Origin of the sequence: Frigoribacterium sp. CFBP 13712 (assembly GCF_014842255.1) — a bacterium.
In the GTDB taxonomy this organism is placed as follows: Bacteria; Actinomycetota; Actinomycetes; order Actinomycetales; family Microbacteriaceae; genus Frigoribacterium.
In genome coordinates this window covers 370,715-384,011 of the sequence record NZ_JACYVH010000003.1, presented here as the reverse complement: position 1 = coordinate 384,011, position 13,297 = coordinate 370,715, and the positions used below count along the sequence as shown (strand labels likewise).

The following is a 13,297-nucleotide window of genomic DNA, read 5'->3' as shown; positions in this document are numbered from 1 at the left end:
GGGGAAAAACCGAAGGCGGACCCGAACGGGCCCGCCTTCGGAGGGTGTCGCTAGTAGCGGGGCTTGCGCGGCGGGCGATCCCCGCCGTACGACCCGGAGGAGCGGTCGCCGCGGTCGCCGCGGTCGTCACGACGAGCACCGCCACCGGCGGCGCCGCCGCCACGGCGATCCTGCTTGATCTCGATCAGCTTGCCGCTGATGCGGGTGTCGCTGAGTCGGTCGAGCATGTCGCTGCTGACGTCGGAGGCCAGCTCGACGATCGAGAAGTCGGGGCGGATCGCGATCGCGCCGAAGTCGTCTCGGCTGAGACCGCCCTCGTTGGCGAGCGCACCGACGATCTGACGCGGCTCGACACGGTGACGACGACCGACCTCGATGCGGTACGAGGTCATCGGCTTCGACGTGCGGGGGCCGCGGTCGCGACGCTCGCCTCGGTCGTCGCCCTGACCGGCCCGCGGAGCCCGGTCGTCGCGCTCGCGCAGCGGACGCTCGTCGCGCTGCGGACGCTCGTCTTTCGGGTCGAGCAGCAGCGGCGTCTCGCCCTGCGCCACGACCGCGAGGGCCGCGGCCACATCGGCCTCGGGCACGTCGTGGTGCTCGACGTAGTGCGCGATGATGTCGCGGAAGGCCGAGATGCGGGCCTCCTGCGACAGCGCCTCGGTGATCGCGTCGTCGAAGCGCGTGAGGCGCGTGCTGTTGACGTCGTCGACCGACGGCAGCTGCATCTGCGTGAGGGGCTGACGCGTCGCCTTCTCGATGGCGCCGAGCAGGCGGCGCTCACGCGGGGTGACGAAGCTGATCGCCGCGCCGCTGCGACCGGCACGGCCGGTGCGGCCGATGCGGTGCACGTACGACTCGGTGTCGATCGGGATGTCGTAGTTGACGACGTGGCTGATGCGATCGACGTCGAGACCACGGGCCGCGACGTCGGTCGCGACCAGGATGTCGAGCTTGCCGCTCTTCAGCTGGTTGACGGTGCGCTCGCGCTGGGCCTGGGCCACGTCGCCGCTGATCGCCGCCGCCGAGTAGCCGCGCGCACGGAGCTTCTCGGCGAGGGTCTCGGTCTCGCTCTTGGTGCGGACGAAGATGATCATGCCCTCGAAGTTCTCGACCTCGAGGATGCGCGTCAGGGCGTCGACCTTCTGCGGGTACGACACCATCAGGTAGCGCTGCGTCGTGTTGACCGACGTCGTGGTCTTCGCCTTGACGGTGATCTCTTCGGCGTCGTTCAGGTACTGCTTCGAGATGCGACGGATCTGCGGCGGCATGGTGGCCGAGAAGAGCGCGACCTGCTTGTCGTCGGGGGTGTCGGCGAGGATCGTCTCGACGTCTTCGGCGAAGCCCATCTTGAGCATCTCGTCGGCCTCGTCGAGCACGAGGTACTTGAGCTCGGAGAGGTCGAGGGTGCCCTTCGCGAGGTGGTCCATGATGCGACCGGGCGTGCCGACGACCACATGGACGCCGCGGCGCAGAGCGCTCAGCTGGACGCCGTAGGCCTGACCTCCGTAGACGGGCAGCACGTGGACGCCGCGCATGCCGGAGGCGAACTGCTCGAACGCCTCGCAGACCTGGAGGGCGAGCTCGCGGGTGGGCGACAGGACGAGCGCCTGCGGCTTCTTCGCGCTCACGTCGAGGCGCGACAGGATCGGCAGCGCGAAGGCTGCCGTCTTGCCGGTGCCCGTCTGCGCCAGGCCGACGACGTCGCGACCGGCGAGGAGGGTGGGGATCGTGGCGGACTGGATGGCCGAGGGGGTCTCGTACCCTATGTCTTTGATGGCCTTGAGGACCTGATCGCTCAAGCCCAGGTCGGCGAACGTCGAGGGTGTTTCGGCTTGCTCCGTGGCGTCGCTCGGGGCTTGTTCGGTGGTGTCACTCATAGTGCAACGGTAGCCGGTCTCGGGGCCTGTGCCGTGCTGACATGGCGAGGAGCCCCGATCGGACGACCCGCGCCTCCTTCGCGGCCCACCCGCGCCTCCTGCTCAATCGGCCCGGGGCGCCTCGGCGTCGTGCGCGACGACGATGTTGATCGGCGTCGTGTCGCTGTGCAGCGACTGCACGTAGACCTTCTTGCGGCGGCGCAGCCAGCGACGCGCGCCGGGGGTGGCGAGCAGGTTGCCGAGCACGAGTCCGGCGCCGATCGCGAGCGTCGTCAGCATGGAGAAGACGAAGTCGACCTCGGCCCCCTCCGTGCCCGACATGAAGTTGAGCAGCGCCGACGCGACCGCCAGCGACGGCAGCAGAGACCCGCAGAACGCCGGCACCGCGATGACCGTCGCGGCCGTGCGGAGTCGCGCCGCGGCGACCGTCGACAGCGCGCCGAGCAGGATCGCCGCGAGGAACGTCGCACCCATCAGGGGCACGCCGAGCAGTCGCAGGGTGAAGAGCGAGAGGTTGCCGACGAGCGCGACGCCGATCGTGATGGGGATCATCCGCGCGCTCGACCCCTGCGCCACCGCGTTCGCCGACGCCGCCGCGAAGCTGGAGCACAGCGACAGCCACAGGGGCAGCGCCTGCAGCGTGATGTTCGTCGGGTCGACCTCGAAGTCGACGAACCCGGCGGTCACGGCGATGCCGGCGGGGATGCCGCAGACGATACCCGCCACGATCAGACCGATCACCAGGGCCCGGCCGAGGGCCATCGCCCGGAACCCCGAGATGGCGTCCTGCGCCCAGGTGACGATGGTGGGGTGCGGGAGCGTCAGGACGACCACCGCCGCGACCATCGCCGCCGCGCCTCCGGCCGATAGGAGATCGAGCGAGATCCCGACGGTGCCGAGGGCCGCCGTGGCGCCCGCCTGCAGACCGACGACGAAGAACTGGGGGATGCCGCGGGCCGCGAGCCCCCGTCCGGTCGCCATCACCCCGATCATCAGGACGAACGCCCCGACGGCCGCCTGCCAGGTGCCGCCGGCCTGCAGCGTGACCGAGACGCCGAGCATGCCCATCGCCAGATCGGTGATCCACGACGGCCAGCGCGGGGGAGAGCGCAGCACGTCGACGAGACCGGCCACGGCCGTGGTCATGTCGCGGTCGTCGTGCAGCAGGTCGTCGACGATCTGGTAGACGAGCGACAGTCGGTGCAGGTTCGAGCCCTCGGCGTAGACGACGCGGGTCTTGATCAGCGGCGGGCCCTCGACGGGCGCGTACTGGACGGTGATCGCCGTGCCGGTGATGTCGAGCTCGAGCGGGGCGAGGTTCCACTTCGTGCTGACCGCGACGATCGCGACCTCGGTGCTGCGGACGTCGGCCCCCGACGCGAGCATCACGTCGCCGAGGTCGAGGCAGAAGTCGACGATCTGGCGCGGCGAGTAGAGGTCGCCGCCGATGCCGTGCTCGGGCGTCGTGCCCTCGTAGATCGTGCCGCGGAGGCGGGCGCGGACGTCGCGCATCTCCTGCGGGTTGACGTTGCGGGCCCTGACCCGGGTCGGCTTCGCCGGCGGGCGGGGCGGGCGGGCAGGACGATCGCGTCGGCCGGGTCGCTGGGGATCGCTCACGGTCGAGCTCCGATCGGTCACGTCGGGGTGGTGCGGGGTCACGGGAGATGGCCCTCGGGTCGGGCCCCGCTCGACACGGCTGGCGCGGTCGCGGCGGGGCCTGCTCGGCGGGCTGCGTCGAGTCTAGGAGGCGCGGTGGTCGTCGTCAGGACGGCGGCCGTCGGCGTGCCGGTCGTCTCGCCGAGCGCCCTGGCCCCTCTGCCCGGCGTCGTCGCGACTCGTGCCGGCGACCAGGTCGTCGAAGGCGTCGTCGAACGCGGCGTTGTCGCGGTCCGCGATCGCGTCGGAGCCGGGGGACCGGTCATCGGCGCCCGGTGCGGTCGCGTCGCCGGCGCCTGCTCCGTCGTCGGATGCCGTCCCAGCGTCGGATGCGCTCGCCGCGTCGGGCGCGTTCTCCGCCTCGGGCTGCGTCTGCGCGAGCACCGCCTCGGCGGCCGAGCCGAGCACGACGCCGGTGTCGACGCCCTTCGTGTGCGCGAGCGCCTCCGAGAGCCCGGCGGCGAGACTGCCGCCAGCGGCGCCGAGAGTCGCGACGACGTCCTCCTGGCGCGGGGTGAGGGGAGCGTCGGAGAGGCCGGTGACGACCTCGCGGAGGTTGTCCTCGCTCGCGTCCAGCGCCTCCTCGTCGCCCTGCGTGATGGCCGAGGCCTGCGAAACGATCGCGAGAGCGAGGGCGGCGGCCTCCTGCTCGGGAGTGGAGGGGGGCCGGTCGGTCGAGTCGTCGCCGCTGATCTGATCCATCGCTCGACCGTACGCGGTGGACACCGGGAGCGGTCGCGGTCGTCCGCCGCACGAACGGACGAGGGGACGCCCAGGAATAGAAGGAGGGGCGCTCGGCTTCTCTCCCGGATGAGCGACGACCGCACCCCGCAGACCGACCGCCCGCAGACCGACCCCGCGACGAGCGACATCCGCGACCCCGAGACGGGCGCCCCCGAGAGCATCGCCCTCGAGTCCGTCGAGCCCCGGCACGACGCCACCGCACCGGGCGCCCGCCCCGGCACCGCACTCGTGGTGGGCGCGAGCGGCATCACGGGCACCGCGCTCGTCGAGCAGCTGACCCGCGACGGATGGGACGTGCTCGCCCTGTCGCGCCGCGCCTCCTCGGCTCCGGGGGTCACCGGCATCGCCGCCGATCTGCTGAGCGCCGAGAGCCTCGCGACCGCCCTGGCCGACGTGCAGCCCACGCACGTGTTCTTCGCCGCCTGGCAGAAGCGCGACACGGAGGCCGAGAACATCGAGGTGAACGGCGGCATGGTCCGCGATCTGCTCGCCGCCCTCGAGCACGCCCCCGTGCAGCACGTCTCGCTCGTGACCGGTCTGAAGCACTACCTCGGCCCGTTCGAGGCGTACGGCAAGGGCGTCATGCCCGACACGCCGTTCCACGAGGACGAGCCGCGCCTCGACTACCCGAACTTCTACTACGCGCAGGAGGACGAGCTGTTCGCCGCCGCCGAGCGTCAGGGCTTCACCTGGTCGGTGCACCGCTCGCACACCGTGATCGGGTTCGCCGTCGGCAACGCCATGAACATGGGGCTGACCATCGCCGTGCAGGCGGCGCTGACGAAGCGCCTCGGGCGGCCGTTCGTGTTCCCGGGCAGCGAGACGCAGTGGAACTCGCTCGTCGACATGACCGACGCGGGCGTGCTCGCCGAGCAGATGATCTGGGCCGGGACCGACCCCGCGGGCGGCGACGAGGCGTTCAACATCGTGAACGGCGACGTCTTCCGCTGGCGCTGGATGTGGCCCCGCCTCGCCGCGCACCTCGGCATCGACCCCGCCCTCGTCGAGGGGTATGAGGGCGCGCCGCGACCGCTGGAGGAGCAGATGGCCGGGCTCGAGCAGGACTGGCGCGAGCTCGTCGCCGAGCACGACCTCGTCGAACCCGAGCTGGCGCGCGTCGCCTCGTGGTGGCACACCGACGCCGACCTCGGCCGCGACCTCGAGGTCGTCGCCGACATGGGCAAGGCGCGCGACGCCGGCTTCTCGCGCTACCGCCGCACCGAGCAGGCGTTCGTCGACCTGTTCGAGCGGTACCGGGCGGCTCGCCTCATCCCGTGATCGTCGAGGTGACCCGGATGGTGCGGTAGCGGCCTGTGGCGGCGCCCATCGGGTCACTTCGACGGGCGGTGGGCGCGGTGCGCGGGGCGCAGCGCGAGGGGCTCGGGGCGCAGCGCGCGGCGCGGTGGCCGCGATGCGCGCGCTCAGGGGATCGACAGGACCGAGGAGGCGCGGCGTCGGTACGGTCGGCGGAAGCGACCCACCCGAGACGGAGCCGAGATGACCCGCCCGACCCGCGCCTCCTGCGCCTGCCCCCGTCGCGCCGCGCGCGACACCGCGACCCGATGAGGGTCACCGACACGAGCGACCTGTGGTGGAAGACCGCCGTCTTCTACAACCTCGACGTCGAGACGTACCTCGACTGGAACGACGACGGCGTCGGCGACCTCGAGGGGCTGGCGCACCGCCTCGACCACCTCGCCGAGCTGGGCGTCACCTGCCTCTGGCTGGCGCCGTTCTACCCGTCGCCGCAGCGCGACAACGGGTACGACATCTCCGACTACTTCGGCGTCGACCCGCGCTACGGGCACCTCGGCGACTTCGTCGAGGTCGTGCGGACGGCGAAGGACCGCGGGATGCGCGTCATCGTCGACCTCGTGGTCAACCACACGAGCGATCAGCACCCGTGGTTCCGCGCGGCGCGCAGCGACCGCGACAGCCGGTACCGCGACTTCTACACCTGGCGCGACGAGGTGCCCGCCGACCAGCCGGCGAACATGTTCCCCGACGTCGAGGACGGCGTCTGGTCGTTCGACGACGAAGCCGGCCAGTACTACCGGCACTCGTTCTACTCGCACCAGCCCGACCTCGCGACCGACCGTCAGGAGGTCCGCGACGAGATCGCCAAGGTGATCGGATTCTGGCTGCAGCTCGGGATCGACGGGTTCCGCGTCGACGCGGTGCCGCACCTGATCGACACCGACGACGGGGCGGAGCACGGGTTCCTGCAGGCGCTCCGCGGGTACGTCGCCAGACGGAGCGGCAGCGGCATGATGCTCGGCGAGGTGAACCTCCCGTACGACGAGATGGTCGCGTTCTTCGGCGAGGACGACGGCGACGAGCTGACGATGCAGTTCGACTTCGTCGCCAACCAGGCGCTGTACCTCTCGCTGGCGCGGCAGGACGCCCGTCCGCTGGCCGCCGCGCTGTCGACCCGTCCGACGCTGGCGCGGGGCAACCAGTGGGGCAACTTCGTGCGCAACCACGACGAGCTGACCCTCGATCAGCTGAGCGACGACGAGCGCGACGAGGTGTTCGAGGCGTTCGCGCCGCTCGAGTCGCAGCGGATCCACGGTCGCGGCATCGTGCGTCGTCTGCCGCCGATGCTCGACGGCGACCCGCGGCGCATCCGCATGGTCTACAGCCTGATGTTCTCGACGCCCGGTGCCCCTGTGCTGTTCTACGGCGAGGAGATCGGCATGGGCGAGAACCCGGCCGTCAGCGGTCGCGGGGCCGTCCGCACGCCGATGCAGTGGACCGACGAGGCGGGCGGGGGCTTCTCGCGCGCCGAGGCCGACGACCTCGTCGCGCCGCTGGCCGTCGAGGGCTGGGCGCCCGAGCACGTGAACGTGTCGCGCCAGCGGCACGAGCCCGACTCGATGCTGCGATTCGTGCAGAGCCTCGTGCGGCACTATCGCGCGTCGCCCGAGATCGGCTGGGGCGAACTGACCCTCCTCGACTCGGGGCACGACTGCGTGCTCGCTCACGCGGTCGTCAGCAGCACAGGGACGCTCGTCGCCGTGCACAACTTCGCACCGGACGGCCGCTCGGTCGACCTCGACCTGAGCGGGCTGCTCGGCCCGGATGCGGGCGAGGCGGGCGCAGTGGGTGAGGCGGGCGCAGTGGGCGAGGCGGCTGGTGCCGCCGCGGGCCACGCCGCGGGTGCCGCCGCGCCTCGCCTCGTCGATCTGCTCGCCGAGCGGTCCGTCCCCGAGGCTCTGGCCGGCGACGCCCACCACCGCATCGAGCTCGAGGGCTACGGGTTCCGGTGGCTGCGCGTGCTGCGGGCGGGCGAGAAGCGGCTCGTCTGATCGCGGTTTCACGGCGGGTTCGGCGGGTTCCCGTCCTTCGCGGCGGGTCAGCGCTGACCCGCCCCCGATGACGGGAACCCGCCGAAGGTCGCGTACGCGTGTGGCTAGCCGACCCGCCCGCCCGCGCGCCTCGTCCGCGGCCGCCGAAGTGACCCGAAGGGTGCCGTAGCGGGCTGCCGCGGCTCGCTTCGGGTCACACGGATGCGCGTGGCCGGCTACGCGGGCGGCTCGGCGCGATCGGCCTCGGCGATCGCCTCGCTCGGCACCGGCTTGCCGCGGCGCGACACGAAAGTCACCGCCCACAGCACGATCCCGATCGCGAGCAGCCCTCCGGCGATCTCGTACTGCTCGGCCCCGCGCCCCGACGACATCGGCAGCACGAGCCACAGGCACGCGACGACGCCGATCACCGGCAGCACGGTACCCGCCCGGAAGTGCTTCTGCGTGACGCGGTCGCGGCGCAGCACGAGCACCGTCACGTTGACGACGGCGAACACGGCGAGCAGCAGCAGCGACGTCGTGCCGCCGAGCACCGCCACGATGGGCGACTCGGGCGACAGCGACACGTAGCCGATCAGCCCGAGCGCGAGCGCCGTGGTGAAGACGATCGCGGCCCAGGGGGTCTGGCGCTTCGCGTGCACCTTCGACAGGAACCCGGGCAGCACGCCCTGGCGGCTCATGCCGTAGAGCAGGCGGCTGGCCATCATCATGTTGATCAGGGCGCTGTTGGCGACGGCGAACATCGAGATGAAGGGCAGCAGCTGACCGATGGGGAAGTCGGGGGCTGCCGTGTTGACGACGGTCACGAGCGGCGTCTCGTTGTCGGCCAGCTCGCCGATCGGCACGACCGCGACGGCGCAGATGGCGACCAGCACGTAGATGACGGCGGCGACGCCGAGCCCGGTGAGCATGACCTTCGGGAAGATCCGGCTCGGGTCCTTGGTCTCCTCGGCCATGTTGACGCTGTCCTCGAAGCCGACCATGGCGAAGAACGCGAGCGACGTCGCCGTGCTGATGCTCAGCAGCAGCGACTTGTCGCCCGGCGTCTCGAACAGCACGACCCGCCCCCAGTCGGCGTTGCCGCCTGCGATGAACCAGAAGCCGATCATGATCACCATCAGCAGACCGGACAGCTCGACGAGCGTGAGCACGACGTTCGCCTTGACGCTCTCGCTCACGCCCCGGAAGTTGATCGCCATCACCAGCAGCATGAACCCCATCGCGATCGCCATGACGACGCCGTTCGACAGCTCGACGCCGATGCCCGCCGCGAGGTTGGCCGCGAAAGCGCGCGCGGCGGTCGAGGCGCTCGTGATGCCCGAGCACATCACGACGAAGCACACGATGAACGTGACGAAGTGGATGCCGAACGCCTTGTGCACGTAGAGGGCGGCCCCGGCCGTCTGCGGGTACTTCGTCACGAGCTCGAGGTACGAGAACGCGGTCACCAGGGCGACGGCGAACGCGATCAGGAACGGCAGCCAGGCCGCGCCTCCCACCTCGGCGGCGACCTGCCCGGTGAGCGCGTACACGCCCGTGCCGAGGATGTCGCCCACGATGAACAGCAGCAGCAGCTTGGGGCCGATCGCCCGTTTCAGCTCGGTGGGCGTCTCACCGGTGTCGGTGGTCGGCGGCTTCGTGTTGCTCGACGTGGTCATGGCGACCTCCGGGTGCGTCGGTGGAGCACGGATGTCCACGACATCCTGCCCCCGCTCCGCACCGCTTGTCGACCCCCGGAGCCGAGGAGGCGCGGTGCGAGGAGACCGGGGAGGGGCGAGCACGGAGGCGTGGTGCTGCCGAGGAGGCGCGGTGCGGGCAGACGGGGGAGACGCGCGTAGCGTCGACCCTCCGACCGCAGGAGGAACCGCATGACCACGACCGTCCATCTCGAAGTGCACTTCGACGCCGACAAGCTCGACCTCGCCCGCGACATCGTCCGGGAGACGCTCGTCGCCACCCGTGCCTGGCCGGGCTGCCAGGACCTCGTGGTCGTCGTGGACGACGACGACCCGACGCGCGCCATCGTCGTCGAGACCTGGGCGACGGCCGCCGATCACGAGGCGTACGTCGCGTGGCGCGCGACGCCCGAGGGTGCCAACCGCCTGCCCGAGGTGCTCGTCGAGCCGCCGACGACGCGCTCGTTCTCGACGACGATCCCGCTCGACGCGTAACGCCCCCGGGCTCAGGGCCGGTGCCGGTCTTCAGAGCCGGCGCCGGCTCAGACGTCGAGCAGACCGCGGATGTCGTCGGCGGTGAGCGCCGAGCTGAAGACCGCGTCGTCGTCCATGACGGCGTCGAACAACTGGGCCTTCTTCTTCTGCAGCGCCAGCACCTTCTCTTCGATGGTGCCGTTCGCGATCATCCGGTAGACCATGACGTTCTTCGTCTGGCCGATGCGGTGCGTCCGGTCGACTGCCTGCGATTCGGCCGCGGGATTCCACCACGGGTCGAGCATGAAGACGTAGTCGGCCTCGGTCAGGGTCAGCCCGAACCCACCGGCCTTGAGGCTGATCAGGAATGCGGGGGCGTCGCCGGTCTTGAAGCGCCGGATCACCTCGGCCCGTCGACGTGTCGACCCGTCGAGGTACTCGTGGGCGATGCCCCGCTCGTCGAGCCGCGCGGCGACCCGCCCGAGGAACGACGTGAACTGACTGAACACGAGCGCGCGGTGCCCGCCCGCCACGACGTCGTCGAGCTCGTCGATCAGCTGGTCGAGCTTCGCCGACGGGATGTCGGCGTAGGCCTCGTCGAGCAGCGCCGCGTCGAGTGAGAGCATGCGCAGCAGCGTCAGCGATCGGAACACGATGAAGCGGTTGCGGTCGAGGTCGTCGATGAGGTCGAGCAGCTTCAGGCGCTCGCGCTGCAGGAACGTGTCGTAGAGCTCGCGATGCGCGGGCGCCAGATCGACGCGGAGCACCTGCTCCTGCTTGGCCGGCAGGTCGGCCGCCACCAGCTCTTTCGTGCGGCGGAGGAGGAGCGGGCGGATCCGCCGACGCAGCCGGTCGAGGTGCTCGGGTCGCCCGCCGGCCTCGATCGGCTTGACGTAGTTCTCGGTGAACGCGCTCGCCGTCGAGAGCAGACCCGGGGCGACGATGCGGAACAGCGACCAGAGATCCATCAGGCTGTTCTCGAGCGGAGTGCCCGTGATGGCGATCGCGACCCGGGTGTCGAGCTCGACGGCGACACGGTGCGCCTGCGACGCCCGGTTCTTGACGAACTGCGCCTCGTCGAGCACGAGCGCCGCCCAGGTGTGCCCCTGGTAGGCCGCGGCGTCGAGTCGGAACAGCGCGTACGAGGTGACGACGACGTCGGGCACCGGCCCCGCGCCTCCGTCGAGGGCGGTCGCGAGCGCGCCCCGGCTCTTCCGCTCCGTCTCGGTCACCCCGTGCACGACGAGACCGGGGGCGAACCGGGCCGCTTCGAGCACCCAGTTCGCCACGACCGAGGTCGGCGCCACGACGAGGAACGGCCGCCGCTCGGCAAGGTCCTCCGTCTCGCGCACGTGCGCCATCAGGGTGAGGGTCTGCAGGGTCTTGCCGAGCCCCATGTCGTCGGCCAGCACCCCACCGAGCCCGTGCTCGTAGAGGAACGCCAGCCACTCGAACCCCTCGCGCTGGTACGGCCGCAGGGTCGCGTCGATCGACGCGGGCACCGCCGGGGGAGTCGTGACGAGCCTCGACCCGTCGCCGTCGTTACCGCCATCGCCATCGCCCCGCTGGGCGAGCGCCAGGAGCCCGCCCACGGCCGAGCGCCACCGGTCGGCCTGCACCGTCTCGTCGGCGAGGTCGTCGATCTCGGCCCAGAGACCCGCCTGGTACCGGTTGATGCGCGGCCCGGTCTCCCACTCGTCGAGCGAGGCCGCCTCGTCGAGCAGACGCTTCAGCTCGTCGAAGACGGGCGAGCCGAGCGAGAGGTACGAGCCGTCGACGAGCAGCATCTTGCGCTGCCGCTTGGCGAGCGCCGTGAGGAGCGGCACGAGGGGCAGCGTGCGCCCCTCGACGGTGACCAGCACCCCGAGGTCGAACCAGTCGCGCTTGTCGGTCTCGATCGTCGTCACGGTCAGATGCGGCTCGTCGGTGAGCTCGCGGTAGTCGGGTCGCGTGCCGACGAGGTCGACGACGACGTCGGCTCGGGCTTCGAGCGCCGGCAGCACCTCGGCGGCGAACTCGGCGGCCGCGACCCCGGTGAGAACCGTGTCTCGAGGAGGCGCGGCGAGCTCGTCGAGGTCCGGCACCGGACCGTGGGCGTCGAGGGGCAGCCGTCGGCCGTCGATCGACCAGCCCCACGAGAGCCGCAGCGTGTGCGACCTCTCGAAGCCGACCGTGAGCAGGAGGCTCGGCGGCACGATCTCGGGCAGCTCGACGGACGAGTCGGAGCTGACCACGTCGACGCTGCGGCGGAGGGCGGGGTAGAAGTCGGCGAGAAACTCGGCGGTCTCGGCGGCCGGCACGAGGATCTCGGGGGTGAGGGTCAGCAGCCGACGCTCGTCGGCGCCGAGCGGCACGGCCGTCGGAGCCAGCACCACCGACAGCGCCCGCGACGTCTCGGCCGTCCACACCCCGTGGTCGCCGACGACCCCTGCGATCGGCGCGCGACCGGTCGAGCCGTCGATCGAGACGCCAGCCGTTAGCAGCACGGACCCGTCGGCGGCGCGGGTCGCGTCGACGGTCACCTGCGCCTGCTCGCCGATCGTCACATCGGTCGCGCGCTTGCCGGTGACGAAGGCCACCCCCAGCCGCGAGGCCTCGGCGAGCAGCGGCCAGAGCAGCGGGCTGGCGAAGTCGTCGAGGTGCAGCCAGTCGGCGGCGCCGGGCACGTAGGTCGCGACGACCGATCGGTGCAGGGCCGCGAACTGACCGAACCAGGCGTGCTGATCGGGGTCGACGGCGAGACGGTTGAGCTGGTACGGCAGCGACGTCCAGGTCAGGGAGCCTCTGACCCAGTTGCCCGTCGCACTGAGCGTGACCGGTCGCACGCCGAGGCGGGGCGGCATCGATCGACCCGTGCCGCCCGGCGGGCGTCGGCCGCCCGGCCGTGGGGCGGGAGCCCGGTCGCGCACCTCGAACAGCAGCCCCATGCCGGTCGTCCGAGCCGAGGAGGCGCGGGTCGACCGACCGAGGGAGCCCACGACCGATCGCCAGTCGCCCGGGTCGACCGCACCCGTCGGCGACCCTGCGCTCGACGCCGAGGTGATCTCGCCCAGGGCGGACCCCGCCAGGCCGCCGGGCTGCAGCGCACCCGACGGCAGCGCACCCGACTGCAGCCCGCCGCTCGACGCCCCGCGTCGCTGCAGCAGGGCCGCGGTGTTGCTCTGCAGCAGCACGGCCGCGATGTGCTTGCAGTCGCCGCCGATGGGGCAGCTGCAGGTGCTGCGCAGCGGTCGGCTGTAGTCGCCCCGGCCGGCTCGCACGACGATCTCGCTGAGGTACGGGGTGGCCTCGGTGCCCTGCACGGTGCCGGTGATGCGTTCGTCGGCGGGGTGCCACGACGTCTCGGTGACGGCACCCGTCGCCGCGTACTCCTTCGCCCGGTTGAAAGCCATCGGCCCGACGAGTCGGATGATGTCGACGGCGTCGATCAGCGGCGTGAGAGGGGAGAAGTCGGCCTCGGCCCCGTCGTCGCCCATGCCGTCCGTGTGGTCCATGCCGACCATGATGTCAGCAGCCACCGACGCCGAGAGCGTCGAGGGCGGGCCCTGTGGAGAGCCCGCCC

Annotated in this window: 8 protein-coding genes; 3 read left to right on the top strand and 5 right to left on the bottom strand. The window is 71.6% G+C overall.

What is annotated here, in order from left to right:
- Window positions 1–50: 50 nt before the first annotated feature.
- From IFT51_RS07930 to IFT51_RS07920, 3 genes are all read right to left on the bottom strand, one after another.
- A complete protein-coding gene (locus IFT51_RS07930) occupies window positions 51–1,877 on the bottom strand; it encodes a DEAD/DEAH box helicase (protein ID WP_192060513.1) in 1,827 nt (608 codons plus the stop codon).
- A 102-nt stretch (window positions 1,878–1,979) separates the two neighbouring features.
- Entirely contained in the window at window positions 1,980–3,494 is a 1,515-nt protein-coding gene (locus tag IFT51_RS07925; protein WP_320478834.1) for a threonine/serine exporter family protein, read from the bottom strand.
- Between the two features lie 123 nt (window positions 3,495–3,617).
- Window positions 3,618–4,235, bottom strand: a complete 618-nt coding sequence (locus tag IFT51_RS07920; RefSeq protein ID WP_192060512.1) for a hypothetical protein — start codon at window positions 4,233–4,235, stop codon at window positions 3,618–3,620.
- A 108-nt stretch (window positions 4,236–4,343) separates the two neighbouring features.
- Here IFT51_RS07920 and IFT51_RS07915 point away from each other — a divergent pair, with 108 nt between their 5' ends.
- Together IFT51_RS07915 and IFT51_RS07910 are read left to right on the top strand one after the other, a co-directional pair.
- Window positions 4,344–5,555 carry an SDR family oxidoreductase gene (locus tag IFT51_RS07915; protein WP_192060511.1) on the top strand — a complete coding sequence of 404 codons (1,212 nt, stop codon included), beginning with the start codon at window positions 4,344–4,346 and terminating at the stop codon, window positions 5,553–5,555.
- Between the two features lie 284 nt (window positions 5,556–5,839).
- On the top strand, window positions 5,840–7,585 hold the full coding sequence (locus tag IFT51_RS07910) for an alpha-amylase family protein (protein ID WP_192060510.1): 1,746 nt from the start codon (window positions 5,840–5,842) through the stop codon (window positions 7,583–7,585).
- Window positions 7,586–7,800: 215 nt separating this feature from the next.
- On the opposite strand, the gene IFT51_RS07905 is transcribed toward IFT51_RS07910, so the two are convergent.
- Complete coding sequence (locus tag IFT51_RS07905; protein WP_192060509.1) at window positions 7,801–9,243, bottom strand: APC family permease; 1,443 nt, start codon at window positions 9,241–9,243, stop codon at window positions 7,801–7,803.
- A 210-nt stretch (window positions 9,244–9,453) separates the two neighbouring features.
- On the opposite strand from IFT51_RS07905, the gene IFT51_RS07900 reads away from it, so the two are divergent.
- Window positions 9,454–9,756, top strand: a complete 303-nt coding sequence (locus tag IFT51_RS07900) for a putative quinol monooxygenase (RefSeq protein ID WP_192060508.1) — start codon at window positions 9,454–9,456, stop codon at window positions 9,754–9,756.
- Window positions 9,757–9,803: 47 nt separating this feature from the next.
- Here IFT51_RS07900 and IFT51_RS07895 read toward each other — a convergent pair whose 3' ends face one another.
- Window positions 9,804–13,253, bottom strand: a complete 3,450-nt coding sequence (locus IFT51_RS07895; RefSeq protein WP_192060507.1) for a DEAD/DEAH box helicase — start codon at window positions 13,251–13,253, stop codon at window positions 9,804–9,806.
- Window positions 13,254–13,297 lie beyond the last annotated feature (44 nt).